This window comes from Streptomyces sp. NPDC057137 (assembly GCF_042670825.1).
Taxonomy (GTDB): domain Bacteria; phylum Actinomycetota; class Actinomycetes; order Streptomycetales; family Streptomycetaceae; genus Streptomyces.
The window spans coordinates 91,609-117,745 of record NZ_JBHUUW010000015.1 but is presented as its reverse complement, the minus strand read 5'-3'; the positions used below and the strand labels follow the sequence as shown (position 1 = coordinate 117,745).

At 70.0% G+C, this 26,137-nt stretch carries 20 protein-coding genes and 1 tRNA gene; 12 read left to right on the top strand and 9 right to left on the bottom strand.

The annotated features are described in order from the left end of the window. Positions 1-98: 98 nt before the first annotated feature. Entirely contained in the window at positions 99-2,744 is a 2,646-nt protein-coding gene (locus ACFT9I_RS15575) for an alpha/beta fold hydrolase (protein WP_382564461.1), read from the top strand. Beyond that, positions 2,741-3,613 (top strand): ABC transporter permease, encoded by an 873-nt coding sequence (locus ACFT9I_RS15570; protein ID WP_382564460.1) that lies wholly within the window; start codon positions 2,741-2,743, stop codon positions 3,611-3,613. Before ACFT9I_RS15575 ends, ACFT9I_RS15570 begins: the two co-directional genes overlap by 4 nt. A 38-nt stretch (positions 3,614-3,651) precedes the next feature. Here ACFT9I_RS15570 and ACFT9I_RS15565 read toward each other — a convergent pair whose 3' ends face one another. Then, positions 3,652-4,539, bottom strand: a complete 888-nt coding sequence (locus ACFT9I_RS15565; protein ID WP_382564458.1) for a DNA-binding response regulator — start codon at positions 4,537-4,539, stop codon at positions 3,652-3,654. Between the two features lie 397 nt (positions 4,540-4,936). On the opposite strand from ACFT9I_RS15565, the gene ACFT9I_RS15560 reads away from it, so the two are divergent. Both ACFT9I_RS15560 and ACFT9I_RS15555 read left to right on the top strand, forming a co-directional pair. Continuing rightward, entirely contained in the window at positions 4,937-6,553 is a 1,617-nt protein-coding gene (locus tag ACFT9I_RS15560; RefSeq protein ID WP_382564532.1) for a von Willebrand factor type A domain-containing protein, read from the top strand. Positions 6,554-6,733: 180 nt separating this feature from the next. After that, positions 6,734-7,207 (top strand): DUF1772 domain-containing protein, encoded by a 474-nt coding sequence (locus ACFT9I_RS15555; protein ID WP_382564457.1) that lies wholly within the window; start codon positions 6,734-6,736, stop codon positions 7,205-7,207. Here ACFT9I_RS15555 and ACFT9I_RS15550 read toward each other — a convergent pair. After that, a complete protein-coding gene (locus ACFT9I_RS15550; protein WP_382564455.1) occupies positions 7,188-8,057 on the bottom strand; it encodes a class I SAM-dependent methyltransferase family protein in 870 nt (289 codons plus the stop codon). The two genes, ACFT9I_RS15555 and ACFT9I_RS15550, sit on opposite strands and share 20 nt — an antisense overlap. Before the next feature lie 188 nt (positions 8,058-8,245). Here ACFT9I_RS15550 and ACFT9I_RS15545 point away from each other — a divergent pair, with 188 nt between their 5' ends. The 5 genes from ACFT9I_RS15545 (at position 8,246) to ACFT9I_RS15525 (ending at position 13,927) form a co-directional block, all read left to right on the top strand. Then, a complete protein-coding gene (locus ACFT9I_RS15545) occupies positions 8,246-9,472 on the top strand; it encodes a damage-control phosphatase ARMT1 family protein (RefSeq protein WP_382564453.1) in 1,227 nt (408 codons plus the stop codon). 67 nt (positions 9,473-9,539) lie between these two features. Continuing rightward, positions 9,540-10,883: a DUF4032 domain-containing protein gene (locus ACFT9I_RS15540; protein ID WP_382564452.1), complete on the top strand. Its 1,344-nt coding sequence runs from the start codon at positions 9,540-9,542 to the stop codon at positions 10,881-10,883. Continuing rightward, positions 10,880-11,407 carry a GNAT family N-acetyltransferase gene (locus ACFT9I_RS15535; protein WP_382564450.1) on the top strand — a complete coding sequence of 176 codons (528 nt, stop codon included), beginning with the start codon at positions 10,880-10,882 and terminating at the stop codon, positions 11,405-11,407. Before ACFT9I_RS15540 ends, ACFT9I_RS15535 begins: the two co-directional genes overlap by 4 nt. Before the next feature lie 183 nt (positions 11,408-11,590). Further along, positions 11,591-13,282 (top strand): MFS transporter, encoded by a 1,692-nt coding sequence (locus ACFT9I_RS15530; RefSeq protein ID WP_382564449.1) that lies wholly within the window; start codon positions 11,591-11,593, stop codon positions 13,280-13,282. A gap of 111 nt (positions 13,283-13,393) precedes the next feature. After that, entirely contained in the window at positions 13,394-13,927 is a 534-nt protein-coding gene (locus ACFT9I_RS15525) for a hypothetical protein (protein WP_382564447.1), read from the top strand. Here ACFT9I_RS15525 and ACFT9I_RS15520 read toward each other — a convergent pair. Together ACFT9I_RS15520 and ACFT9I_RS15515 are read right to left on the bottom strand one after the other, a co-directional pair. Beyond that, on the bottom strand, positions 13,924-15,192 hold the full coding sequence (locus tag ACFT9I_RS15520; RefSeq protein ID WP_382564445.1) for a monodechloroaminopyrrolnitrin synthase PrnB family protein: 1,269 nt from the start codon (positions 15,190-15,192) through the stop codon (positions 13,924-13,926). The two genes, ACFT9I_RS15525 and ACFT9I_RS15520, sit on opposite strands and share 4 nt — an antisense overlap. Before the next feature lie 156 nt (positions 15,193-15,348). Beyond that, entirely contained in the window at positions 15,349-16,326 is a 978-nt protein-coding gene (locus tag ACFT9I_RS15515; protein WP_382564443.1) for an aldo/keto reductase, read from the bottom strand. Between the two features lie 192 nt (positions 16,327-16,518). On the opposite strand from ACFT9I_RS15515, the gene ACFT9I_RS15510 reads away from it, so the two are divergent. Beyond that, positions 16,519-17,319 (top strand): APH(3'') family aminoglycoside O-phosphotransferase, encoded by an 801-nt coding sequence (locus tag ACFT9I_RS15510; RefSeq protein WP_382564530.1) that lies wholly within the window; start codon positions 16,519-16,521, stop codon positions 17,317-17,319. Positions 17,320-17,350: 31 nt separating this feature from the next. Here ACFT9I_RS15510 and ACFT9I_RS15505 read toward each other — a convergent pair whose 3' ends face one another. The 4 genes from ACFT9I_RS15505 to ACFT9I_RS15490 form a co-directional block, all read right to left on the bottom strand. After that, positions 17,351-18,565, bottom strand: coding sequence for a Rieske 2Fe-2S domain-containing protein (locus tag ACFT9I_RS15505; RefSeq protein WP_382564441.1), 1,215 nt, complete (start codon positions 18,563-18,565; stop codon positions 17,351-17,353). A gap of 218 nt (positions 18,566-18,783) precedes the next feature. Beyond that, complete coding sequence (locus tag ACFT9I_RS15500) at positions 18,784-21,063, bottom strand: MMPL family transporter (RefSeq protein WP_382564439.1); 2,280 nt, start codon at positions 21,061-21,063, stop codon at positions 18,784-18,786. A 225-nt stretch (positions 21,064-21,288) separates the two neighbouring features. After that, the gene (locus ACFT9I_RS15495; RefSeq protein WP_382564437.1) at positions 21,289-21,903 is read right to left on the bottom strand and encodes a TetR/AcrR family transcriptional regulator; all 615 of its coding nucleotides are present in this window, start codon (positions 21,901-21,903) and stop codon (positions 21,289-21,291) included. 204 nt (positions 21,904-22,107) lie between these two features. Then, a complete protein-coding gene (locus ACFT9I_RS15490; protein WP_382564435.1) occupies positions 22,108-23,355 on the bottom strand; it encodes a cytochrome P450 in 1,248 nt (415 codons plus the stop codon). Positions 23,356-23,463: 108 nt separating this feature from the next. Between ACFT9I_RS15490 and ACFT9I_RS15485 the strand changes: the two genes are divergently transcribed. After that, positions 23,464-24,006 carry a TetR family transcriptional regulator gene (locus ACFT9I_RS15485; protein WP_382564528.1) on the top strand — a complete coding sequence of 181 codons (543 nt, stop codon included), beginning with the start codon at positions 23,464-23,466 and terminating at the stop codon, positions 24,004-24,006. A gap of 134 nt (positions 24,007-24,140) precedes the next feature. Here the strand turns inward: ACFT9I_RS15485 and ACFT9I_RS15480 are convergent. Continuing rightward, positions 24,141-24,216 (bottom strand) — tRNA-Arg (locus ACFT9I_RS15480). Between the two features lie 327 nt (positions 24,217-24,543). Here ACFT9I_RS15480 and ACFT9I_RS15475 point away from each other — a divergent pair. Beyond that, entirely contained in the window at positions 24,544-26,136 is a 1,593-nt protein-coding gene (locus ACFT9I_RS15475; protein ID WP_382564526.1) for a dynamin family protein, read from the top strand. The last annotated feature ends 1 nt before the right edge of the window (position 26,137 follow it).

The window sequence follows — 26,137 nt, the reverse complement described above, 5'->3', positions numbered from 1 at the left end:
CTGGTGTACGGCGACGCTACCCCGTAGTCCTCAAGGAGGCCCTTGAGTTCCGACCGGTGTCAGCGAGGGCGGCTCGCGGGGCCGTTTAGGGTTCAAGGATGGAGATCCCAACCCCCCGACGGCCACGGCTGCGCAAACGATGGCTCGCGGGCGTGGCCGCGGCCGCCGTGCTCGTCGGCGCCGGCACCTGGACCGCCGTCGCCTCGGACGGCACCCCCACCGTGCACCGAGCCGACCAGACGATGGAGATGCCCGGCGCCCGGATCGACACCTCGTACTTCACCGCCGGTGACGACGGCGACAAGCGCAGGCCCGCCGTCCTGCTCGGCCACGGCTTCGGCGGCAGCAAGAACGACGTACGGGCCCAGGCCGAGAAGCTCGCGCGCGACGGGTATGCCGTGCTGACCTGGTCGGCACGGGGGTTCGGCGAGTCCACCGGCAAGATCGGACTCAACGACCCCGCCTACGAGGTCAAAGACGTCTCCCGGATGATCGACTGGCTCGCCGGGCGCCCCGAGGTCCAGCTCGACGCCGACGGCGACCCACGCGTCGGCATGAGCGGAGCCTCCTACGGAGGAGCCATCTCGTTGCTCGGCGCGGGCTACGACCCGCGCGTCGACGCGATCGCGCCCGTGATCACCTACTGGAATCTCGCCGACTCGCTCTTCCCCGACGGCGTCTTCAAGAAGCTCTGGGCCGGGATCTTCTTCTCCACCGGCGGTGGCTGCGACACCTTCGAGAAGCAGCTCTGCGAGATGTACGACCGCGTCGCCGTCGCCGGGAAGCCCGACGCGGCGGCGGGTGAACTCCTCACGGAGCGTAGCCCGTCCGCGATCGGCGACCGCATCAAGGTGCCCTCGCTGATCATCCAGGGCCAGACCGACTCCCTCTTCCCGCTCGGCCAGTCGGACGTCATGGCGAAGACGATCAAGGCCAACGGCGCACCCGTCTCCGTCGACTGGATGGCCGGCGGCCACGACGGCGGGAACGCCGAGACCGGCCGTATCGAGAGCCGTATCTCCTCCTGGTTCGACCGCTACCTCAAGAAGGACACCGGCGCCGACACCGGGCCCGCTTTCCGCGTCAGCCGGACCGGCGGCGTGGACTCCTCCGACGGCCAGGCGCTGTTGAGGGGGGCGAGCAGCGACACCTATCCGGGTCTGCGGAGCGGCATAACGAACGTCCCGCTCTCCGGCCGCGCGCAGTCGTTCGACAATCCCGCCGGTGCCAGCCCGCCCGCCATCTCCACGGTGCCAGGTCTCGGCAGCGGACTGTCCCAACTGTCCTCGTTCGGCATGGGGCTCGCCCTCGACTTCCCCGGACAGTTCGCCCGCTTCGACTCCCGGCCGCTCGACAAGTCGCTCCAGGTGACCGGCTCACCGACCGTCCGGGTCACCGTGAAGGCCGACACCGACGACGCCGTGCTCTTCGGCAAGGTCTACGACGTCGGGCCCGACGGCGGCCAGCAAGTACTGCCCTCACAACTCGTCTCCCCGATCCGTGTCGAAGGCGTCAAGGCCGGCAACGGCAAGACCGTCGAACTGACACTGCCGGCCATCGACCACAAGGTGGAGGCCGGGCACCGGCTGCGCGTCGTCCTCGCCGCGACCGACCTCGCCTACGCCTCACCCGCCGCCCCCGCCACGTACACCGTCACGCTGGACGGCGACCTGTCCGTACCCACGGCACCCGCCCTCACCACCGCCGCGCCGACCCTCGCCTGGTGGGTCTGGGGCATGCCGTTGGCGGGCGTGCTCATCGCCGCCGCGCTGCTGCTCACCGCGCGCCGTCGCGTCAGCGCACCGGCTCCCGATCCGGAACTGGCCGACGTGCCCCTCCAGATCACGGACCTGTCGAAGCGCTATGCCAGGTCCGCCGACCGCTATGCCGTACGGGATCTCTCCTTCCGTGTCGAGAAGGGGCAGGTGCTCGGGCTCCTCGGGCCGAACGGCGCGGGCAAGACCACGACCCTGCGCATGCTGATGGGACTCATCACCCCCGACGCCGGAGACATCCGGGTCTTCGGGCACTCCATCAGGCCCGGCGCACCGGTCCTGTCCCACGTCGGATCCTTCGTCGAGGGTGCGGGCTTCCTGCCGCACCTGTCCGGGCGGGACAACCTGGAGCTGTACTGGCGGGCCACCGGCCGCCCCGTCGAGGACTCGCACATCGAAGAGGCCCTGAAGATCGCCGGACTCGGCGACGCCCTCGCCCGCGCCGTGCGCACCTACTCGCAGGGCATGCGGCAGCGGCTCGCGATCGCGCAGGCCATGCTCGGTCTGCCGGACCTCCTCATCCTGGACGAGCCGACCAACGGCCTCGACCCGCCGCAGATCCGCGAGATGCGCGACGTGATGATCCGCTACGCGGCCAACGGCCGGACCGTCATCGTCTCCAGCCATCTCCTCTCCGAGGTCGAACAGACCTGTACGCATCTGGTGGTCATGGACCGGGGCCGGCTCGTCCAGGCCGGTCCCGTCGCCGAGATCACCGGCTCCGGCGACACCGTGCTCGTCACCACGGCCGGACAGGTGCCCGAGCCGGTCGTCGACAAGATCGCCGCGCTGGCCGGGATCGCATCCGCGATCCGTACGGACGACGGGCTGCTCGTACGGCTCGACGGGGCCAGCACCAACACCCTGGTCACCGAACTCATCCGGATGGACGTGGCACTGACCGGCGTCGGACCGCACCGCCGCCTGGAGGACGCCTTCCTCACTCTCATCTCAGGAGCCTCCGCATGAGCGCGCTGACCGAATCGGCTCCGGGCTACCGGGCGGGCCGCACCCTCCCGCTCCGTGTCGAACTCGTACGACAGCTCAAGCGCAGGCGGACGATGGCGATGGGCGGGGTGCTCGCGATCCTGCCCTTCGTACTGATCGTGGCCTTCGCCATCGGTGGGACACCGGGAGCCGACGAGGACGGCGGCGGGGGTGGCAGCCGGCTGAACCTGATGGACACCGCGACCTCCTCCGGGGCCAACTTCGCCGCCGTCTGCCTCTTCGTCTCGGCGGGCTTCCTGCTGGTCGTGCCCGTCGCGCTGTTCTGCGGGGACACCGTGGCCTCCGAGGCGAGCTGGTCCTCCCTGCGCTATCTGCTCGCCGCGCCGGTGCCGCGCGCCCGGCTGCTGTGGAGCAAGCTGGCGGTGGCGCTCTCCATGAGCCTGGCGGCGATGGTGCTGCTGCCGGTCGTCGGACTGGCCGCGGGCACGGCCGCCTACGGTTGGGGGCCGCTGGAGCTGCCCACCGGAGGGTCCCTCGCGACCGCCGAGACCGTGCCGCGGCTGGCGCTCGTGATCGGCTTCATCTTCGTCTCCCAACTGGTCACGGCCGGGCTCGCGTTCTGGCTCTCCACGAAGACCGACGCCCCGCTGGGCGCGGTCGGCGGCGCGGTCGGGCTGACGATCATCGGCAATGTGCTGGACCAGGTCACGGCGCTCGGGAGCTGGCGGGACTTCTTGCCCGCGCACTGGCAGTTCGCCTGGGCGGACGCGCTCCAGCCCCAGTTGGAGTGGAGCGGCATGCTGAAGGGCTCGGCGATCTCGGTGACCTACGCCCTGGTGCTCTTCGCGCTCGCGTTCCGGAACTTCTCCCGCAAGGACATTGTGAGTTGAGCCCCTGACGGTGGTCACCGTCACCGTCACATTCGCGGTCACAGCCAGCCCCGACGAGCCGCTTCCGCCCCCGCGCGGAAGCGGCTCGTCGTGCCGAGGGCGGTGAGCAGCTCGCCGACCCGTCTGCTGTAGGTGCGGGGTGACATGCCGAGGCGCGCCGCCGCCGCCTCGTCGGTGAGTCCGCACAGCATGGCTTCGAGCACGGGACGTAAGTGATGGGGGAGGATGCCCGCCTCGGGACCGGCCGGGGCTCTGGTGCCGGTGCCGGTTTCCGTGTGGCCCGGTGCCGGGCCCGTCGCCGGGCCACACGGCGCACCACCCGATGGGTCCCCCTTGACGGGGAACTCCTCGCCGCTGTCCCACCAGTGCTGATGGATCCGGACCAGGGCCCCGACGACGACAGGATCCTGGATCAACAGCAGCCCGTTGAAGTGGAGATCCAGGTCAAGGGGGAGCGCGGCCGTCGTACGGTCCACGAGGACCATCTTGAACGGGATCGACTCCGTCTGCCGTGCCCCACGGGCGAGGGCCCGCAGCTCGTACGGCAGCGCCGCCAGGCCCCGGCGCGGCACGATCCGGCGGACCGTGAGCGCGCCCGCGGGCAGGGGAGCGGTCCCGGCGTCGGCCCCCGCGCCGGAGCCGGCTCCAGGGCCACCGCCTGAGCCACCGCCTGAGCCACCGCCTGAGCCGGTGCCCGCGCCCGTTCGCGTCCCCGGTCGCGCGTCGGGGGCTCCCCGTTCCGCGACCGCGCGTACGCACGCGGTCGCGAACTCCAGGAACGGCAACGGCAGGCCCTTCCCGAGGGAATTGCCCGGATCGTCGAACGTCAGCAGTTCGTGACGCGCGGAACGGACGAGCGCCGCCAGCGTGGCGGCCACCTGATGGGTGCCGCGGACCGGCCGACCCGCCGGTCGGAGAGTCTCCACCGCGTCCCCCCGCAGTGTGCTTCTCGGTAGCGCCGACCTGTTGAGTACGGAGCCCGGAACATGTGCCACGGCTGACCACCCCCGCCATCCCCTCGGAGCCGTACGCAACTCCATGTACTCATGAGACTGCACACCGTGACAAGTGCAGTTCAGGGAGTGGCGACTCCATGCCAATGGAGTCGACTCACGCATCAACGGCACCGGTTGGCGCACAACTTCACGCGACGACGGCGGAAGCCGGGTGCGGTGGCGGGCAACTCTCCTGGTCTCTTGGCCCGTTGCCGCATTGAGATTCATCCGCAACCTCCCGTGCAGGTCCCGCCGACCGTCTCGAACGTCACATTCGCAAGTGCCGAAAACGATTCCAGGGGGGACCGTGACGAAGCTCCACACGAAGATGAAGCTCCACGCGAGGACGTATCGAGGTGCGTTGGTCGCGTTGCTGGCGGGCGGCCTGCTGCTCACCGGCTGCTCGGCCGAGGGTACGAGCGACACGAGCCGGAAGGCCGACGGGCCAGGTCGCGGGAGCGCGTTCGGCGACGGGGCGGGCTCCGGGTCCGCGGGGTCGGGGGCCGCCGGTCCCGCCGACGGTGTCGAACAGGGCGAGGGGGAGCGGGACGGCGACCAGAAACGGCAGGACAAAGAACCGGAGGGTGAGTTCGCGCCGGAACCGGACTACCTGTCGACCTTCGCCCTGGATGTGGACACCGCCTCCTACGGATACGCGCTCCGCACCCTCGGCGACGGACGGCTGCCGGATCCCGGAACCGTACGGCCCGAGGAGTTCGTCAACAGCTTCCGCCAGGACTACGAACGCCCCGAGGGCGACGGCTTCTCCGTCACGGTGGACGGCGCCGCGGCGCCGGGTGCGGACGACGACTGGTCCCTCCTGCGTGTCGGCCTCGCCACCCGCCAGGCCGACCACGGAGGTGAACGCCCGCCGGCCGCGCTGACGTTCGTGATCGACATCTCGGGCTCCATGGCCGAGCGCGGCCGCCTCGACCTCGTCAAGGAATCACTCGGCATCCTTACGGACGAGCTGCGCGGGGACGACTCGATCGCCCTGGTCACCTTCAGCTCCGTGGCCGAGAGCAGGCTGCCGATGACCCGTGTCGGCGACAACCGCTCCCGGATCCACGACGTGATCGAGGAGCTGGAACCGGCCGCGTCGACCAACCTCGGGGCGGGCGTCGAGACCGGCTACGAAGAGGCCGTCGACGGCCTCAGGAGCGGCGCGACCAACCGGGTCGTCCTGCTGTCGGACGCGCTGGCCAACACCGGCGAGACACAGGCGGACGCGATCCTCGAACGCATCGCGGACGCGCGTACCGAACACGGCATCACCCTCTTCGGCGTCGGTGTCGGAAGCGACTACGGCGACGCCCTGATGGAACAGCTGGCCGACAAGGGCGACGGTCACACGACGTACGTCTCCGACCGGAAACAGGCGCGGAAGGTCTTCGTCGACCAGCTCCCCATGAATGTCGAACTGCGCGCCAGGGACGCCAAGGCGCAGGTCGCGTTCGACAGCGACGCGGTCGAGCGGTTCCGGCTGATCGGCTACGAGAACAGGGCCGTCGCGGACGAGGACTTCCGGGACGACCGGGTCGACGGCGGCGAGGTCGGGCCGGGGCACACCGTGACGGCGCTGTACGCCGTCAAGCTGCGGCCCGGCGCGAGCGGCGAGGTGGCGAAGGCGACGGTGCGCTGGCTGGACCCCGAGACCCGGGCGCCGCGCGAGCGGTCGGGTTCGGTCGGCGCGAGCGCGGTGGACTCCCGGCTCTGGGGCGACGCGAAGCCGCGGCTTCAGGTCACGGCCGTCGCCGCGTACTTCGCCGAGGCGCTGCGCGGCGAGTCGGCGGACGACGACGGCACGTCCTACGGAGTTCCGCCCGGCGCGCCCGACCTCGGTGAACTGGAGAAGCGGGCGCGGACGTTGGCCGACTCCACGGAGGACGGATCGGTGAAGGAGCTGGCGGAGGCGATCGGTCAGGCGAGCCGCGCGAGGGGCTGATCGCGCGGCCGGGTCCGGTCCGGGAGTGGTCCCGGGCCGGTCCGGCGGCGGTCCCCGAGCGGTCCCGGACCGGTCTCGGACCGGACCCGGGGAGGCCGTGGGGCGGTGTGGAGGGTCTTCGGAGGGCCACCGGTGAAAACGGTGCTGCGCCGCCCCGTCCCACGGGCCATGATGTGCGGCATGGCCACTGTCCTGCTCGCGCTCGCTGTCGTCTTCACCGGTCTGTACGCCGGCATCATGCTCATCTTCCTGACCGGGATCATGCCCGCGCTGGCCCGGCTCACGGACGGGCAGTTCGTGACGGCCATGCGCCGCCTCAACGAGCAAGTGCCGCGCGGGCTGTTCCTGCTCGTGTTCCTCGCCGAGGTGGCCTTCCCGGTCGCCGCGCTCGCCGTCTCCGTCGACGACCGTTCGGACACCCAGTGGTCGCTGTTGCTGGCGGGTCTGATCTGCGTGGTCGTCAACCACCTCGTCACCGTCGCGGGCAACATCCCGCTCAACAACGCCCTGGCGTCGTCGGAGGCCTCGCCCCAGGCGAACCCCGACAGCGCCGTCCGCGCGGCTTTCGAGAGCCGCTGGAACCGCTTCCACGCCGTCCGTACGTTCTTCGCCGTCGCGGGGTTCGCGCTGATCGTCAGCGCCTCGCTGTCGTGACGGTGAACAGCCCCACGGACTCCCGCCGGCTCGTGACCTCCGTGAACCCGGCCTGACCGGCCCACTGTTCAGCTTGCTCCACGGGACGGCACTTCATCTCCCACAGGATGCCGTCGCGGTTCGGCAGCACGTTCGCGATGAACTCCAACTGAGGGTGGTGGGTCTGGGTCGTGAAGACCAGCGCTCCGCCCGGTGCGAGCATTCCGCGCAGCCGGGCGACGGACGTGGCGATGACGGCGTCGTCCAGCAGCAGTTCGTAGAGCCCCGACACGACGATGATGTCGGGCGCGGGGGAGGAGCGCGCGGGCTCCAGGGCGTCTCCGTACGCGTACGAGATCCCCGTCAGCCCTCGCTCGGCCGCCTGGCGCTCGCCCTGCGCGAGACCTGCGCGGTCCAGGTCGCGGCACTCGACGTGGAGGGTGCCCGGCGCGTACTCCGCGAGCAGGTCCTGGAGATACCGTCCGGGCCCCGACGCCACGTCCAGGACGCGCACACCACCACGATCGCCGTCGGCGCCGCCCGCACCGCCGTGACGCGCGATCTCCTTACGGAGGACGTCTTTCAGCAGCTCGCGGCGGGCCCGGATGGCGCGCCATCCGACGGCGTTCAGATACACGCGGTCGATGACGTGCCCCACGACAGGGAAGCCGCCGGCCTTGTTGACGTACACGTAGTCCAGCATCGAGCCGCTGTCGAAGCCGTGCCGGTATCCGATGCGGATCCCCGCGCTCGCGCGGCCGACGGTGCCGAGGAGGGCGCGCATCGCCGCCCAGCGCGCGCGGTTCAGCGGACCGGTCCGGTTCGGGGTGTTCCGAGTCCGGGATCGTTGGGTCGTGCTCGTCTTCGTCATGCGCATCAGCGTCGGCCCGGAGCGCGGCCCTCGGTATCCGCGCGGCTACTCGGACGGCGGGTGAGTAGTTCTGCGTACGCGCTCCCGTGGGACGTGACGGGAGGGCGAAATCGTGGAGGGTACGGTGCGACGGTGGCCGCTCCCGTGACCGGCGGCGACACCGACCAGTTCCGGAGGACAGGGAAGCCATGCCTGAAGCGGACGACGCGCCCGTGATCGTGAGCAGCGCACCTGGTTCGTTCGCGCGGAGCGTGCTGGCCGAGCGCCATCCCGCCCTCATCCAGCAGGTACGGGACGCGTTCCCGTGGTCCCCGGAACGGCACCGGGCGCTTGACGCGCTGCTCCGCTCCTCTACAGAGGGCGTCGTCGAACCGTTGGATCCGGACGCGCACGACCGTGAGCAGTGGGACGCGTGGGGCGGGGAGTACTTCGGCCGGTCGTGGTTCGACGTGCCGTTCCTCTGGTCCGAGAGCTACTTCTACCGCCGACTCCTCCAAGCGGTCGGGTACTTCGGGCCCGGACCCTGGCAGGGCATCGACCCGTTCGCGCCCTTCAAGCGGGCCGAGTTGAGCGGCTCGCTCGTCGACGACGAACTCGCGGCGCTCGACGCGCTCGCCCAACGGCCGGTCGAGGAGCGGGCCGCCGCGTACCTCCAGGGCTCGCTCTGGGGCAACCGCGCGGACCTCGGCTTCTCGGTCGGTTCGCACGGCTCCGGGGGCCCGGCAGACGGCTCCGCCGGTGAGGAGCCGCCGGAGCCGCCGCCCCTCGTCGCGGACGACAGCGAGGTGCTGTGGTCGCTGCTGCCCGCCGGCCGGTCGCCCGGCGCCGCGCGGACCGTCCACGTCATCGCCGACAACTCCGGCCGTGAGCTGATCCCCGACCTGGTCCTCATCGACCACCTCCTTACTACGGGCCGGGCGGATGACGTGGTCCTGCACGTGAAGCCGTATCCGTATTACGTCTCCGACGCGACCATGGCCGACGTCGTCGACTGCGCGCGCCGTATCGCCCAGGCGTCCGGCAGCGCGGGCGAGGCCGGGAAGCGGCTCTGGGCCGCGATGGGCGACGGGCGGCTCGTCGTTCGGGCGCACGGTTTCTACTGCGCGCCGTTCCCGTACAGCGAGATGCCCACCGAGCTGCGGCAGGAATTCGCGGGTGCCGCCCTCACGATCGTGAAGGGCGACCTCAACTACCGCCGCCTCGTGGGTGATCGACTCTGGTCGCCGACCACGTCGTTCGCCGGGCGGACGGCGCACTTCCCGGGGCCGGTGGCCGCCTTGCGTACCCTGAAGTCCGATGTGATCGTCGGCCTCGACCCGCGCACCGTGGCGCGACTCGAAGACACGGGCGGCGACGGTACCGACCAGGCATGGCGTACGAGCGGGACCCACGGGCTCGTGCAGGTCAAGCTCTGAAAGAACGCGACACGCACACGGGCACACGGACGAACGCACGCACCAACGAACGTCGGAGGCAGGCGGCATGGCGCTCCAGATCAGCGCGACCAACCCGGAGCAGCCGGCCGTGCTCCTCGACCTGCCCTGGGGTGTTCCGCTCGAAGAGTGGCCGGACGACTGCCTGGTGGCGCTCCCGCGCGGTATCTCGCGCCATGTGGTGCGCTTTGCGGACGCCGGCTCCGAGGTGCTCGCGGTCAAGGAGATCGCCGAGCGTCCGGCGGTGCGCGAGTTCGGGCTGCTCAGGGACCTGCATAGGCTGGGCATACCGGCGGTCGACCCGGTCGCGGTGGTGACGGGGCGGGTCGACGCGGACGGCAGGCCGCTGGAGTCCGCGCTGATCACCCGGCACCTCAAAGGCTCGCTGCCCTACCGCTCGATGTTCGAGTCGACCATGCGCCCGAGCACGGTGAAGCGCCTCATGGACGCGCTCGCCGTCCTCCTGGTGAGGTTGCATCTGACCGGCTTCGCGTGGGGCGACTGCTCGTTGTCGAACGCCCTCTTCAGGCGCGACGCGGGCGCCTACGCCGCGTATCTGGTGGACGCCGAGACGGGCCAGATCCAGCCGACGCTCAGCCGTGGCCAGCGCGACTACGACATAGAGCTGGCGCGCGTGAACATCGCCGGGGAGCTGATGGACCTGGAGGCCTCCGGCTCCCTCCATCCGTCGGTGGACCCGGTGCCGTTCGGGGCGGCGATCGTACGGCGCTACGAAGACCTGTGGCACGAGCTGACGCGGGAGTCCGTCTACCCGGTCGACAAGCGGCACTACATCGACCGCCGGATCCGCCGGCTGAACGAACTGGGTTTCGATGTCGCGGAGATGCAGATAGAGCGGTCGCCGATGGGCGACACGGTCACCTTCCTGCCGAAGGTGGTGGACGCGGGCCACCACCAGCGCCAACTGCTGCGGCTCACCGGTCTGGACGCGGAGGAGAACCAGGCGCGACGCCTGCTCAACGACCTGGAGAGCTGGATGGCGGGCCAGGACGACTACGCGCCGGACGATCCGCTGGGCGCACGCCCGGAGGTCCTGGCACACCGCTGGGTGCGCGATGTGTTCCGGCCGACCGTAAGGGCCGTACCGCTGGAACTGCGGCGCAGGACGGACGCGGCGCAGATCTACCACGAGGTGCTGGAACACCGGTGGTACCTGTCCGAGAACGCCGGGAACGACGTGGGGCTGGACGCGACCATCGAGGACTACATCGCCAACATATTGCCGCGCACGCAGAACCCGTCCGTACCGATTCCCCTCGCGGAGGAGCCGCTGGAACCGAAAGAGCCGGTGGACCCGCTGGAACCGGAGGAGCCGGTGGACCTGCTGGAGCCGCTGGAGCCGGTGGACGGGACAGGAATCCACGAGACATGACCGAGCTCGTGACAGAGCGCCTGCTGCTCCATCCGCTGAGCCCTTCGGAGGCTGTCCGCCTGGTCACGGGCGACCGGACGAGTGGCTCCCACTGGGCGCCCGGATACCCGGACGAGGGCGACGTCTCCGGCGCCACGCGCTTCCTGACGACGTGCGAGGGCATCGGTGACCCCCGGCCGTTCGGCACGTACGAGATCCGTGTCAAGGAGACCGGCCAGGCGGTCGGCGGTGTGGACTTCCACGGCCCGCCGGACGAGACCGGCTCCGTGACCATCGGCTACGGCCTCGTCCCCGCGGCGCGGGGCAAGGGTTACGCCTCCGAGGCGCTGCGCGGCCTCCTGCTCTTCGCACGGGCCGTCGGTGTCACCTCCGTAAGAGGCGACACCGACCACGACAACGTCGGGTCCCAGCACGTCATGGCGGCGGCAGGTATGCGACTGATCGCCGACGACGGCCGGCTGAAGTTCTACGAGATCGCCTGGCCCGGCCCGGAGCCCGGCCGGGACACTGCTCGGAACACGTGAACGGCCCCGCCGCGACGGGGGAAACGCGGCGGGACCTGGAGAGCGAATGCCCTGCGCTCCGCCGGTTACACATAAGACTTCATGTGGCGTGGACCACCTGGCTTGACTCCCCTTCGATCACTCTCCGTGATCTCTGAGTGCCGAGTGTGCATGGCGCAATGAAACAGGGGAAAATGCCGGTCTATGAATGAAAGAGGCGATTCCTCAGATTCCGGTGCTTCTGTCCGTGCGGCGGGCGCGCCGAATCAGACGGTGGCCCTCGCGGCCATGCTGTTCGCCGTCTCGATGACGTTCATCGACCAGACGATCGTCTCCATCGCCGCGCCGGACATCATCGACGAGCTGGGGCTCTCGTCCTCCGGGATGCAGTGGGTGATCAACGCCTATCTGCTGACCCTGGCGGCGTTCTTCGCTCTCGGCGGGCGGCTGGCCGACATCGTGGGGCATCGCCGGATCATGGTGATCGGCACCCTCGTCTTCGTGATCTCCTCCGTGCTGTGCGGGTGTGTGCCGACCGGGAGCGTCGCGCAGACCTGGCTCATCACCTTCCGGGCCTTCCAGGGCCTCGGCGCCGCGCTGATGTTTCCGGCGGCGCTCGCCGTGGTCATCGCCGTGTTCCCCGTCGAGCGGCGTGGCCGGGCCCTGGCGCTGTTCTTCGGGCTCTCCGGTGCTCTCACCGCCGTGGGCCCGCTGCTCGGTGGCTGGCTCACCGGCTGGACCTGGCGGGCGATCTTCTGGGTCAACGTCCCTGTCGCCGTGATCGCCCTCGTACTGACGGCCATGGCGCACATCAAGAACACCTCGCGCCGCGACCGGCTCGACGTGCCCGGCGCCGTGCTGGTGGCCGTCGGGATGGGGCTGAGTGTGCTCGGCTTCCAGCAGGCGTCCACGTGGGGCTGGGACAGCGTGGCCACCTGGGCCTGCATCGTGGGCGGCGTGCTCGTCCTGGTCTTCTTCTGCCTCTTCGAACTCCGCGTCCGGGATCCGCTCGTCAAGCTCCAGGTCTTCAAGGACAGGGCCTTCGCCGTGGACTCCGCGGTGCTGTTCTTCGCCATGCTCGCGTTCGTCCCGGTGTTCTTCTTCGCGTCGGTCTACGCACAGGTCTCGTTGGGCTCGTCGCCGAACCAGGCCGCGCTCTTCCTGCTGTACTTCTTCGTGGGCTTCGCCATCGCGTCGCAGTGGGGCGGTCGCATCCTGGACAAGCGGGGCGCCAGACCGGCGCTCAGGCTCGGGACCGCGATCGGGGCGGTCGGATTCGCCTTGTGGGCGTCCAAGTTGACGGATCTCGCCATGCACGACCAGTGGCCGTACGTGGCGTTGGCCGGCGCGGGTATCGGTCTGCTGCTCTCCCCGGCCTCCACCGACGCGGTCAACCGCGCGATCGGCGCCTCCTACGGAGAGGTCACCGGTATCACCCAGACCATCCGTAACTTCGCGGCGAGCGTGGGACTGGCGGTGTTCGGCACCGTACTCACGCATGTCACCACCGACCGGGTCGTCGAGACCCTTCGCTCGAAGGGCGTGCCGGCCGGTGAGGCGCGGGACGCCGCCCGGAGCGTCGCGGAGGCCGTGTCCGGGCAGGCGGACACCCGGCAACCCTCCGGCGGCGGTGACATCGCGCGGACCATGCGGGACTCGATGGACGCGATCCGGATGGACTTCGCGGAGGCCAACCGGTGGGTGTTCTACGGGATGGCCATCGCGCTCGGGCTGGCGTTCATCTGCTCGCTGTTCCATCCGGGGACGCGGGTGACGGGCACGACGACGCCGTCCGCCGAGCCGGGAAAGCCTGGGGATCCGGGGAGACCGGGGGAGCCCGCGCCGTCCGCCGAGCCCGCCGAACCGAAGGGGTCGGCGGGCGGATCGAGGCCGTAGCCGCGCTACGGCCTCGGCCCGTTGTCGTACCCCTGTGGCAAGGTGTTTTCAGGTGCCGAACGACACGCACCGCTCTACCCGTTGACCCCTTGCCGCAGAAGGAGCACACCCATGTCCGGTCCCGGCCCCGGTCCCGCCGACGGCGGAGTCCTCTCGTCCCTGACAGCCGTCGCGTCACTGCTGGCGCCCGACCAGCCGACCGTCGCCGAACAGGTGCGGCACGCCTACGAGGACCCCGAGGGTTATGTGCGTACGTGGGCGATCCGGCTGGAGGACCGTGGCATATACGAGCCGTTTCCGGGACTGACCTGGATAGCCCTGGTCGACGCGCTCCACGAGCGGAAGCTCCTCGCGGAGCTCGACTGGAAGGAGGGCGCGGACGAGATCCGGTGGCGGCTGGGAGGGCTGGCCTCACGTCCGGCCGTCGATCCCTGGGTGCTGTTCGACGACGCCGAGATGGAGCTGACCACCCATGACTTCCTCCAGGCGTGCGGCCGGCACTACCGCGAGGTCGGCACCGCCCTGGTGATCCTCGACATCGAGTCGGACTGCTATCCGATGGCGTGCCTGAGCCCCCGGCGTGTGGACGAACTGATATCGCTCGCGAAGAGCGCGGGCTTCGCGGTCTGGCCGCTCGGCGTCTAAGGGCTGTCGTTCGTAGACCCGTCGTTCGTAGACCTGTCGTTCGTACGGAGGCCGGATCGGGGAGCGGCGTCCAGTGCGTGCCGCAGTCGGTCGAGTGACGGGCGCGCGCTGCCGCCGCCGTCCGTTTCTGGCCGCTGCCGGGCGGTCCTCAGGTCGACCAGGCGTGCCAGGGTGCCCATGACCACATGGAGCGGCGGCCCGCTGGTCGTCAGATCGGCCGCCTCGGACTCCTGCTCCTCCCCCTGCTCCTGCGGCGCGCGGGCGGCGGGAGCCTGGAGGAAGGGGACGACGAGCCGGTGGTGGTGGAAAGCCGACGCGGCGCCGTGCAGTCGGCAGACGGTGAGGAACAGCTCGGCGTTGTCGCGCAGTTGGGGCGTGAGCGGACCGGCCGCCGTCTCCCGGAGGAAGGCGTCGAGCAGCGGCTCGGCCGTCATGGTGGCCCGCAGCAGCGCCTGGTCCTCCGGCGGCACGTACGGGTACTTCTCCGTCAACAGGGCCTGGTAGAAGGGGTCGTACGGCGAACAGAGGCCGAGCAGCACGTCGATCGAGTTGATCGCGGCGAAGTCGCCCCCGTTCACGCCCCGGTACTCCACGCCGCCGACGCGATGCGCTTTGAAGTACGGCCTGATGTTCAGGAAGAACCGGTCGACGTCGAGTGTCTTGCTCAGCGTCCTGCCCAGGTCCAGTACGTCTTCGAGTCCCGACCGCGCCTCCCGCAGCAGATACGCCGTCAGCGGGCTGGAGACGCCGAGCGTCGGGACGCGGCGCAGCGCGGCGGCCGTGCGCTGGTACGCCAGCATCGAAAGGCCGTTGTAGAGGAGGAAGACGCGTTCGTCGTCGAGCGCCGTGAACGTACGGAAGGTGTCCCCGACCGCCCGGTTGTACAGAACCTGGTGGGCGAAGACGAACCGCGGTACGACGCCGAGCGACGACCCCAGCAGTTGGGCGAGTGGCCAGGCCGCGGACTGCGGCCCCTCGATCTCATGACGGCGGCAGGCACCGAGGTAGAACCCGACCGAGCCGAGGAGTTCGTACCGCTCGTCGTCACCCGTGGGCAGCGAGCGCGGCGCACCGCCTTCCGTGATCCGCCCGACCAGTTCGGCGCCTTCGCGGCCGATCCGTCGCTTGACCGTCTCAAGTTCCGCCCGGCCGTGCAGAATCTGCGCCTCGGCCGCGAAGTACGCCTCCTCCAGCCGCGTATTGAGAGCGACGAAGTCGTTCCTGATCCACCGGTCGAAGTCGTCGGAGGCGCTGGCGGTGGTCACGGCGTGGGTTCTCCAGAATCGGGTCGGGGAAGCGGGTGCGCTCTCCTCATCCGACCGTCCGGACGGCCCGGTCACCAGGACCAATGGTGACCTCTTATAGAGGTCCAATCGGCCTCACCGCGGTCTCACTGCCACCTCACCGCGCCTTACCGCGCCTCACCCGGCCTGGTCGAGGTGGTCGCACTGGTCCTGGGTGAGCCGCACGTCCAGCGCGTCCAGGGACTCGTCGAGTTGGGCGAGTCCGCTGGCGCCGATGACGGGGATGATCTGCGGATCTCCGCCGAGCAGCCAGGCCAGCACGACCTGTCCGGCGGTGGCGCCGGTCTCCCGCGCGACCTCGCGCAGCGCGGCGAGTTGCGCGGTGGCGCCCGGGTGGTCGAACTGCGCCGGGAGAGGCTTGGCCGGGTTCGTATAGGCACCGCTGAGGAGCGGGGTGTACGCGAGCAGGGTGAGGTCGGCCTTCTCGGTGCGCGCGTAGTCGAGGAGCTCCGGGGTGACGTGCTCGCCCGTACCGAAGGTGGCGCCGGGCCTGGGCCGTAGATAGGTGTACTGCTGCTGGACGCACGTGTACCCGGCCAGACCGCGTGCGCGGGCGAGGGAGCGGGCGCGCTCGATGCGCCAGGTCGCCTGGTTGCTGGCCCCCACGATGCCGACGGTGCCGTCGGCGACGAGTGCGCCGAACCCCTCGACGGTGTCGGTCTGCGGGGTCGCGCGGTCCTCGATGTGCCCGAAGAGGACGTCGACCCGGTCGGTGCCGAGTCGGCGCAGGCTGCCCTCGACGCCGGCGCGCAGGGCTTGGGCGGACAGCCCTTCGGCGTTCGCGGGCCAGACTCCCGGCCCCGCCGGGCGGGCGCCGGCCTTGGTGGCGAGCACGATCTCGTCCCGATTCCCGCGTGCCGCCAGCCAGCGCCCGATCACTTCTTCGCTGTCGCCGCCGTGGGCGCCTTCCTCCCAGAACGAGTAGCAGTTGGCGGTGTCGATGAACGTGCCTCCCCGCTCCACGAAACGGTCCAGGATCGCGAAGCAGGTGGCTTCGTCGACACGGGTTCCGAACGGCATGGTGCCCAGGCAGAGGGTGCTGACGCGGGGGCCGGGGGTGGCGTCGTGACGGCGGCCGAGAGTACGAAAACGCATGAGTGCTCCGCGAGTTGGAGAGGGGGTGGGGGGTGCGTCGCGAACTCTCTCGGTTGATGTGCACTTCAAGTCAAGGCTCGTCAACGGCTTCCCGCTGGACCGGCAAGCGACGGACGCGGCGAGAGCTCCCCGCGTTTAATGCCGAGTGCGGTGCGGGCCGTGCTGGTTAGGGTGGCCGATGTGATCGATGCGATGTTCCGGACTCTGCTGCGCGCCGGCCACGACGGCGGCGTATGGGAGCCCGTCACGGACGGCGAGTCCGAGGCCAGTGTCTTTCGGTCCGAGGACGGCTCGCGGTACGCCAAGTGTGTGCCCGCCGACTCCGCGACCTCCTTGGAAGAAGAACGTGATCGCGTCGACTGGCTCGGTGGGCAGGGCGTCCCGGGTCCGCGCGTACTCGACTGGCGTGTCACCCCCGATGCCGTCTGCCTGCTGACGAGCGCCGTCGCGGGAGTCCCCGCCGATCGGGTCGCCGCTCCGGAGCTGCGGGCGGCGTGGGAGCGGATCGCCGACGCCGTACGCCACTTGCACGACGTACCGGTGGCGAAGTGCCCGTTCAGTCGCGACCTCTCGCGGATGTTCGCGACCGCCCGCGACGTCGTCGCGCGAGGCGCGGTCAATCCGGAATTCCTCCCCGAGGACCAGCAACTGACGCCCGCCGACGAACTGCTCGCGCGCCTCGTCCCGCAGCTCGAACAGCGGCTCGCCCAGGAGGCCGTCGAGAGTGTCGTCTGTCACGGGGATCTGTGCCTGCCCAACATCGTCCTCGATCCGGAGACCATGGACGTGGCGGGCTTCATCGATCTCGGCCGCCTGGGTCGGGCCGACCCGTACGCCGACATCGCTCTCCTTCTCGCCAACTCCCGGGAGACATGGGCCGACGAACGGCAGGCGAACTCCGCCGACGAGGCGTTCGCCACGCGGTACGGCAGCGCGCTCGACCGTGACCGGGAGAGGTTCTATCTCCATCTCGATCCGCTCACCTGGGGGTAGCGCTTCCCCCGTCCCGGTTCGGTTCGATCCGTCAACTCGGCGCCCTGTCGGCCTCGGCGTGCGGTGCGGGGCCCGTGTGCGGTGCGTTGCCGCAGAGGGTGGAGGCGGCGCACAGGTCCGCCTTGGGCCGGATGGGGACGCCGTTGGAGCGCAGTACCTTCCGGACGTCGAGGATCAGCGGGAAGACCTCTTGGTTCCAGTCCGAGCCCTGTTCGTCCCAGGCCCGCTGCTCCGACTCCACCGCCATCCGGTCCTCCGCGAACACCCGCTCGGTGAAGCGCCGGATCAACGGCCAGGCGAGGCGGAGCGCGCCGGGGACGGGCGGCTTCTTGATCATGAGCAGGCCGTAGACGTGATTGGTGCGCTGCTCGGCATCTTCCGGTACGTACGCCACCCACAGTGAGAACGCCGGGAGTTCGGCCTTCTCGGGGAGCGCCTGAAGAGTCTGGTACGGGTACTGCGTACGGACGGTGATGACGTCCGGCGACTTGCCGCCGCCGATGCCTTCGGCGGAGAGCAGACCCGCACCGCGGTCCTTCTTCCCGCCGGCGGGAGTGAACAGGTACCGGGCTTCCACCGAGTGCGGACCGGTGTCGTAGCCGAGCAGTTCCGGCTGGATCCGGCCGAGGACGCCCCGGTGCAGGAACTGATGGTTCATGTCGAGCAGGTTCTCGTGCATGAACGAGTAGTGGCACTGCACCGTGCGCGAGAACGTCATGGTCCTGTGCTCGGCCGAGGCGTACGTGGGCAGTTCGGGAAATGGTGTCTCGGCAGCCTTCTCCGGGTCGCCGGGGAACACGAAGACCAGCCCGTACGCCTCGCGGACCGGGTAGGCCCGTACGCCTCGCGGCGGCCGGTCCACGCCCTTGGGCAGATAGGGGATCTGTGAGATGCGGCCGTTGCCCCGGTAGGCCCAGGCGTGATAGCAGCACCGCAGGGACTCGCCCTCCACGACACCCATGCTCAGCGGCACCTGGCGGTGCGCACACCGGTCCTCCAGGGCGTAGACGGTGCCGCTCCCACCCCGGTACAGCGCGATCCGCTCACCCGCGAAGCCGGCGGCGAAAGCGCTGTTCTTCCGTACGCTCCCGGATACGGCGACCGGATACCAGAAGTCGGGATTGATTCCGGTACGGCGAAGGTCGGCCACAGCGGGGGAGGGGGAGCGTACGACGTGTCGCTCGTTCCCCGTTCCGGTCTCGCCGGTCCCGCCGGTGCCGTCCTGTGCGCGCTGCGTCTCGGTCATACGGTTCCACCTCGCCCGCAGGTCGTTCCAGTGGTTGGCCGTGCTCCGGACCACGACACGATCGCGGATTTCACGGACCGGCGATCGCGGGCAGCCCGTCTCATACAAAGCGCGTCCGGCGGGAACAGCACCTTTTGCGCGTCCGGTGGAATTACCGCGGAGGGGCAGAGGCGGCGGGCGTAAGGGCCTGTCCTTCGGGTGGCGGGTGGCGGGTGGTGTCAGCGGGTCGCGTCCGTGCTTGCGAAGCTGGGCTCGCGGTCCGCGGGGGCGGGCGTGTGGGTGGTGAGCTTCTCGCCTTCGATGTCGACGTCGGGCAGGATGCGGTCGATCCATCCGGGCAGGGACCAGGCGTGTTTGCCGAGGAGGGCGAGAGCGGCGGGCACGATCGTCATGCGGACGATGAAGGCGTCGAAGGCGACAGCGACCGCGAGGCCGAATCCGAGTGACTTGAGCATGGCGTCGTGCGAGCCGACGAAGCCGGCGAACACGCAGATCATGATGAGGGCCGCGGCTGTGACGACGGTGGCGCTGTGCTTGAAACCTGATTCGATCGCGGTACGGGCGTCGGCGCCGTGGACGTACGCCTCGCGCATGCGGGTGACCAGGAACACCTGGTAGTCCATAGCCAGGCCGAATACGACGCCCACCATGAGGATGGGCATCAGGCTCATGATCGGCCCCGTCTGCTCCAGGCCGATCAGGTCCTTCAGCCAGCCCCACTGGAAGACGGCGACGAGTGCTCCTAGGGAGGCGAGCACCGACAGGAGGAAGCCGAGGGCCGCCTTGACGGGTACGAGGATCGAACGGAAGACCAGGATCAGTACGAGGAAGGCCAGGCCGACGACGAGGGCCAGGTAGGGCACGATCGCCGCGCTGAACTTGGCCGAGGTGTCGATGTTGAGCGCCGTCGTACCGGTCACCAGGGAGCGTGCCCCCGTGTCCGACTTGAGGTCGGTGCTCAGCGAGCGGATGTCCTCGACAAGGCCCTTGGTGGCTTCGCTGCCGGGTGTGCTCTTGGGAATGACGGTGATGATGGCGGTGTCGCCGGCCTCGTTGAAGGCGGCCGGGGTCACGGCGGCCACGTCCGGCAGGCCGGCGAGGGACTTGCCGAGGTCCGTGGCGCTGCTGCGGGCGACGGTGGGGTCCTGGTCGTCGACGGTCACCGTGAGGGGACCGTTGAAGCCGGGCCCGAAGGACTGCGCCAGCATGTCGTACGCCTGGCGCTGGGTGGACGAGGTGGCCTTGGAGCCGTCGTCCGGCAGTCCCAGTTCGAGTTTCGAGACAGGCAGAGCGATCACACCGAGGGTGACCACGCTCAGCAGCAGGACCCTCACGGGCCTGCGAAGGACGTAGGAGATCCACCGCTGCGCGAGTCCTACCTTGGCCGGGCCGGCAGCGCCGGCCGTCGTGTTCGTATCGGCCGTCCTGTTCGTCTCGGCCCTGCTGTTCGTCTCGGCCGTCGTACGGGCAGCGGTCCGCCTGCCCGCCTTGCCGCGGACGCGTTCACCCGCGAAGCCCAGGAGCGCGGGGATCAGTGTGGTGGCGACGAGAACAGCGATGACGACCGCACCGGCGGCGGCGAGACCCATCGCGGTGAGGACGGGCAGGTTCACGACCAACAGACCCGCGAGGGCGATGACCACGGTCAGTCCGGCGAAGACCACGGCGGAGCCGGCCGTACCGTTGGCGCGGGCGGCGGCCTCGCGCGCGTCGTAACCGTCGGCGCGCTCCGAACGGTAGCGGGAGACGATGAACAGCGCGTAGTCGATTCCCACGGCGATACCGAGCATCGTCGCCAACGCCGAGGCGTTGCTGGTGAGGTCGAGCGGACCGCTGATCGCGGTGATGGCGGCGGCACTCACGCCGACCCCGACCACAGCGGTGAGCAGCGGGAGACCGGCGGCGATCAGCGAGCCGAAGGTGATGACGAGGATGACGGCGGCCAGGGCGAAGCCGATGGCCTCGGCCATGAAGCTCTCCGTCGGGGCAGCCAGCGCGTTGCCGGACGCCTCCACCGTCAGCCCCTCGTCGCGGCCCGACTCCAGCGCCTTCTCCAGACCGGTGTGATCACCTTCGGTCAGGTCCGCGTCCTTCGCGGAATAGGTGACCTGCGCGTAGGCAGTCGTACCGTCGGCGCTGACGGTGCGCGTCGCGAACGGGTCGCTGACCTGGGCCACCCGCGGGGATGATTCCTTCACCTCGGCCAGGGTCACTTCGAGCGCGGCCTTGTTCGCGGCGCTGCCGACCTTCTCCCCGCCGGGAGCCCGCACGACGATGCGGGCGGTGGCCCCGTCGGCGTTGGCCGCCGGGAACTTCTCCCCCAGCAGGTCGTACGCCCGCTGGGCCTCGGTGCCGGGCAGGGTGGTGCCTGAGTTGACGGGGCCCGAACCGCCGGCGGCGCCGATGCCGACCACGCCCAGGACGAGTGCCCACAGGAGGACGACGAGCCAGCGTCGCCGGAAGGCGAATCTGCCGATCCGGTGAAGGAAGGTAGCCATGGAGGGTCTCCAATCGAGGTGCTTTTCATGCTTTTGGGCGTGCGGTGCCATGAGCCCGGCACGCGACGGGCGCGCGAGGCCTCGAAGGCATGCGGAAATAGGGAGGCGGCGCTCAGGCCGTTCTTCGGAGGATGCGGAATTCGCAGACAGCGACAGACGGCGACAGACGGCGCGGCCAGGGGGACCGGCCTCCGGCGCGAGCGGGCCGTCGTTCCGGGAATCAGGTCACAGGGAGGCGGCGGCCCGCGGTGCCAGCGCGGGCAGGAGAACCGTGTCGAGAATGGTCTCCATCAGCTCCTCGTCGGCATGAGTGCCGTAGAGGATGTCCTGCGCGAGCCAGGGGCCGAGCAGAATCTGGGGCGTCAGCCCGATGACCGGGTTGCCGGCCGCGATCTCACCTCTGGCCACCGCGCGGTCGAGCAACTGGGTCAGATTCTCCAGGATTGGATGGATCAGAATCTCGCGGACGACCTCCATCAGCCCCTCGTTCTCCGCGATGGCGGCGGACACCGACGCGAACATGTGATTGGCCGGGTCTCCGGCCGTCAGAGTGCTCACCACTCCCCGCAGATCTCCACGCAGACTGCCCGTGTCGAGCTGCCCCATGTCACCACCGCGCTCGCTCTCATGAGCCCTCCACGCCGAGACCACCAGCCGCGGCTTGCTCTCCCACTGCCGGTAGAGCGTCGCCGTGCTGCACTTGGCCCGCCGCGCGATCGCAGCCATGGTCACCTGGTCGTACCCGACCTCGCCGACCAGTTCCGCCGTCACCCGCAGCAGCTCACGCTCACGCTCCGGAGTGAGTTTGCGGCGGCCCGACGCCGCCAGTACCTCCGCCATGGCCGCACCCCATCATCCGTGACTGACATCCCTAGCTGACATCAGAACTGTAGGCATCCGCTCATCGAAAATCAAGTTTTCGAAAACACGGTTTCCGATGATCTCCGTACGGGCCGTGTCAGGGGTGGGCGGCCAGTACGTGGACACCCGCCGCCACGCACTTCTCGGCCTCGGTGTGAACGCGCATCGGAGCCATCAGAGCCGTCAGAGCACCTCGTCCCAGGTGACCGGGAGGGCGGTGGGGCCGGTGACCACGGTGTCGGTCTTGAATTCGATCTCCGTGAACGGAACGGCCAGGCGCAGGCTGGGGATTCGGCGCAGCAGTGTTTCGAGTACGACCTGCAGTTCGAGCCTGGCGAGTTGCTGACCGACGCACTGGTGCGGGCCGTGGCCGAAACCGATGTGCCTGGTGGGGTCGCGCGTCACGTCGAGCCGGTGCGCGTCCGGGAACTGGAGTGGGTCGTGGTTCGCGGACTGGATGGCGGCGACGACGAAATCGCCTGCGGGGATCGGCCGCCCGCCGATCTCGGTGTCGCGGGTGACCTCCCGCATGATGCCCACCCCGACGCCGAGGAACCGCACCAACTCCTCCGCCGCGCCCGGTACCAGTCCGGGGTTGTCCCGCAGGGTGGTGAACTGGTCGGAGTGGTGCAGGAGTGCCAGTACGCCGTAACTGATCATGCTGGCGGTGGTGTCGAAGCCCGCGATGAGCAGGCCGGCCGCCGCCATGACCAACTCGGTGTCGGTGAACGGCTGGTCGCTGCGGTCGCCGCGTGCGATGAGGTTGCTGAGGACGTCGCCGCCGGGCTCGTGTCGCCGCTGCTGTACGAGGGGGCGCAGGTAGTCGAAGAGCGCTTCGTACGCGGCGGCCTTCTGCCCCGGGTCGGTGGTCCCGGTGAAGAGCGCGGCCCCCGCGTTCTGGAACAGCGTGTGTTCGGCGGCGGGGACTCCGAGCAGGTCGGCGATGACGGTGGAGGTGAGCGGTACGGCGAACCGCTGGTAGAGGTCGACCGGCGGGGCCGAGGCGCCGAGCGCGTCCAGCCGCTCGTCCACGAGCCGTTGCACCGTGGGGCGGAGCCGTTCGATGCGCTTGACCGAGGAGAGTTCGGGCCCCAGGATCCGGCGGAACCGCAGATGCTCGGCCCCGTCCATCCGTGCGAACGACCCCTCCGTCACAGGTGCGTCGGGCGGCGGGTCGGCCAGGATGTGCGGCGTCTGTCCTGAACGGTTGCTGAATCGCTCGGGATCGCCGAGCACTTCGCGTACGTCGGCATAGCGGGTCACCAGCCACGCCTCGACGCCGGTGGGGCCGACAACCCGCGCCACCGGAAGGTCCGCCCTGAGCCGGGCGACCTCGGGCGCCGGGAGGAAGGGGCATTCCCGTTCGCGTGGAACCGGCAGTGGAAGCGGAGACCCGGCGTCGGAGAGGGTGCTGCGGGCGGTAACGGCCATGGCATTCCCGTCAGTTGGGGGATTTATGCATGACGTGCAAAATGTCTTCGGCTGTCAAATTAGCACTCGTGATGATGCTCCGCGCCCAACTGCCCATAGGCGACCGACCTGTTCGAGCGCAAGGGCTTCCACGCGACATCCCTGGAGGACATCGCCGCGGTGGTGAACGTCTCGCCCCGCACCCTCCCCCGCTACTTCGGCTCGAAGGAAGGCGTGATCCTCGGGTACGAGGACGACAACAACGCCGCCCTGCTGCGTGAACTCGTCGCACGTCCGGACATGGAATCCCCGCTGGAGGCACTGCGGGCCGCCACCCTCGCCGTGATCGACGGCGGTTCCGGGGAGGACGGCGAGCGCTACCTGAGAGTCCAGCGCCTGATCATGGCCAACCCGCCCCTGCTGGCCAAAAGCCTGGAGCGGACCACGGAACACGGCCACGTGCTGGCGGGGGTGCTCGCCGTGCGCATGGGAGTGGACCCCGACGCCGACATGTACCCGCGCCTGGCCGTCGGAGTGGTAGGGGCCGCGGTGCAGACCGCGAAGGAACGCTGGCTGCGCGCCCAGGACGAGCCGGCGGAGAGACTGATGGAACTGATCCAGGAGGCCCTCGACCTTCTGAAGTCGTGGCCCGCTCCGCCGGCGACGCGTTGAACGCCCGCGGAATCCTTTGTTGTTGGCGGCGGGCGGCGGGCGGCGGGCGGTGGGCAACGGGCGGCGTGGCCTCGTAAGCCCACGTGGAGACCGGCCCGGCCTGCAAGAACGTCGCCCAATTGACGCTACGTCAGTGGCGCCCCCGGCAGGACTCGAACCTGCGGCCAAGCGCTTAGAAGGCGCCTGCTCTATCCACTGAGCTACGGGGGCCGATACCTGGCCTCGGGGGCCCGGAGTGCCGGTGAGGCAGTTCCGCGCGGTCCGTGACCTGTGCCGGGACAAGGATAGGGCTCCGTTCACCCTGGCCCGGTTGCTTCACCTGCGTGGCACGATGTGGAGGTTCAGTGAAGCGAACCGATAATCGCAGGCAGGTGCGATTCCTGCAGTGCTTTTCGCGCCTGAAGCTACGGGTGTTGTGCACTCGTTATGCCTGTGCCCCACTCGTCCCGTCTGTCCCCCGCGCCTGACCGGCGCGCAGGAGATGTCTATACGCTTCAAAAAGGCGCCAAAATTGGGCATTCTTCGCATGTGGTGACCTTGGACGTACGGCCTCAGCTGATCGACGCACTTTCCGCGCTGCGCGACCGTGTCGCCGCCGTGCGTCTTCCACTCCCTCTCGACGGGGCTCCGCGTGCCCGGCAGACCAGGGAGGAACTGCTCGCACAGCTCGACGACTATCTGGTGCCGCGCCTGCGGGACCCCGAAGCGCCGCTGCTCGCCGTGGTGGGCGGATCCACCGGGGCCGGGAAGTCGACGCTCGTCAACTCCCTTGTGGGGCGGCGGGTCAGCGAAGCGGGCGTGCTGCGGCCCACCACCCGTACACCCGTACTGGTGTGCCATCCCGACGACTGCCACTGGTTCGACGGCGTACGGGTCCTTCCGCAGCTGTCGCGCGTCTGGCTGACCCAGCAGGAGGAGGACGGCGGGGCCGGGGCCTGGAGCGGGGACGACGAGAACGCGCTGCGCATCGACACCGCCGTGGCGCTGCCCCGCGGCCTCGCCCTGCTGGACGCGCCCGACATCGACTCGCTCGTCGTACGGAACCGCGTTCTCGCCGCCGAGTTGATCTGCGCGGCCGACGTGTGGGTGATGGTGACCACCGCGTCCCGGTACGCCGACGCGGTGCCCTGGCATCTGCTCCGCACGGCGAAGGAGTACGACGCCTCGCTCGTGACCGTCCTGGACCGGGTGCCGCACCAGGTGATTGACGAGGTGTCACGTCAGTACGCGGCGCTGCTCACCAAGGCGGGTCTGGGCGACGTACCCCGCTTCACCATCCCCGAACTGCCCGAGTCGGCGGGCGGCGGCAGCGGGCTGCTGCCCACCACCGCCGTCGCGCCGCTGCTCGCCTGGCTGACGCACCGGGTGCGGGACCCGGCGGCCCGTCAGCAGGCCGTCGTCCGTACGGCCGCGGGCGTCATCGGTTCGCTCAACGTGCGGATGCCGGAGCTCGCGGGGGCCGTCGCGGCGCAGTACGCCGCCGCCGTACGCCTCACGGGCGCCGTCGAGGAGGCGTACGCCTCCGAGCGTGAGCGGGTACGCAGGCGGCTCAAGGCCGGTGCCGTGCTCGCCGGGGACGCGCGGACCCGCTGGCGCGGCTATCCGAGGGACAGCTCGGCGCGTGAACTGCTCGACTCGCTGGTCGAGAGCCTGGCCGCGCTGCTCCAGTGCGCCGTCGCCGCCGCCGACGAGCAGGTCACCGAGGCATGGCGGCGCGAGCCGGCGTCGGCGGGGGTCCTGACACCCGGGCCGGACAGGGAGGTGTCCGAACGGATCGGGATGGCCGTACGGCGCTGGCGGCGGGTCGTGGAGGAGCTGGCCGAGGAGGAGGTACGGCTCCTCGAACGCAATGCCGCGCCCGACGCCGAGACGGTCGCCGCCCTCCTGGCCGCCGCCCTCCTGGGCGGGCACCGCACCCGGGTCGCGGGGGAGCGGCTCGCCGAGCGGATCGGGGCGCAGGGCGCGCTGCGGCTGCGCGACAAGGGCGGTGACCTGGTGGCGACGTACATCGACGACGTACTGCACGGCGAACGGGACCGGCGGCTGGCTCCGCTCGACGCGCTCGAAGTGGCGCCGGAGCCGCAGGCGGAACTCATCGCCGCGCTTTCCGTACTGCAGAAGGAGATGTGAC

Excerpts from the sequence above, each read along its gene's own strand:
- ACFT9I_RS15490 (WP_382564435.1), bottom strand. The coding sequence starts at position 23,355 with ATGGCCGTTACCGCCCGCAGCACCCTCTCCGACGCCGGGTCTCCGCTT.
- ACFT9I_RS15560 (WP_382564532.1), top strand. The coding sequence starts at position 4,937 with ATGAAGCTCCACGCGAGGACGTATCGAGGTGCGTTGGTCGCGTTGCTG.
- ACFT9I_RS15575 (WP_382564461.1), top strand. The coding sequence starts at position 99 with ATGGAGATCCCAACCCCCCGACGGCCACGGCTGCGCAAACGATGGCTC.
- ACFT9I_RS15505 (WP_382564441.1), bottom strand. The coding sequence starts at position 18,565 with ATGACCGAGACGCAGCGCGCACAGGACGGCACCGGCGGGACCGGCGAG.
- ACFT9I_RS15525 (WP_382564447.1), top strand. The coding sequence starts at position 13,394 with ATGTCCGGTCCCGGCCCCGGTCCCGCCGACGGCGGAGTCCTCTCGTCC.
- ACFT9I_RS15535 (WP_382564450.1), top strand. The coding sequence starts at position 10,880 with ATGACCGAGCTCGTGACAGAGCGCCTGCTGCTCCATCCGCTGAGCCCT.
- ACFT9I_RS15515 (WP_382564443.1), bottom strand. The coding sequence starts at position 16,326 with ATGCGTTTTCGTACTCTCGGCCGCCGTCACGACGCCACCCCCGGCCCC.
- ACFT9I_RS15495 (WP_382564437.1), bottom strand. The coding sequence starts at position 21,903 with ATGGCGGAGGTACTGGCGGCGTCGGGCCGCCGCAAACTCACTCCGGAG.
- ACFT9I_RS15570 (WP_382564460.1), top strand. The coding sequence starts at position 2,741 with ATGAGCGCGCTGACCGAATCGGCTCCGGGCTACCGGGCGGGCCGCACC.
- ACFT9I_RS15540 (WP_382564452.1), top strand. The coding sequence starts at position 9,540 with ATGGCGCTCCAGATCAGCGCGACCAACCCGGAGCAGCCGGCCGTGCTC.
- ACFT9I_RS15555 (WP_382564457.1), top strand. The coding sequence starts at position 6,734 with ATGGCCACTGTCCTGCTCGCGCTCGCTGTCGTCTTCACCGGTCTGTAC.
- ACFT9I_RS15530 (WP_382564449.1), top strand. The coding sequence starts at position 11,591 with ATGAATGAAAGAGGCGATTCCTCAGATTCCGGTGCTTCTGTCCGTGCG.
- ACFT9I_RS15545 (WP_382564453.1), top strand. The coding sequence starts at position 8,246 with ATGCCTGAAGCGGACGACGCGCCCGTGATCGTGAGCAGCGCACCTGGT.
- ACFT9I_RS15500 (WP_382564439.1), bottom strand. The coding sequence starts at position 21,063 with ATGGCTACCTTCCTTCACCGGATCGGCAGATTCGCCTTCCGGCGACGC.
- ACFT9I_RS15510 (WP_382564530.1), top strand. The coding sequence starts at position 16,519 with ATGTTCCGGACTCTGCTGCGCGCCGGCCACGACGGCGGCGTATGGGAG.
- ACFT9I_RS15550 (WP_382564455.1), bottom strand. The coding sequence starts at position 8,057 with ATGACGAAGACGAGCACGACCCAACGATCCCGGACTCGGAACACCCCG.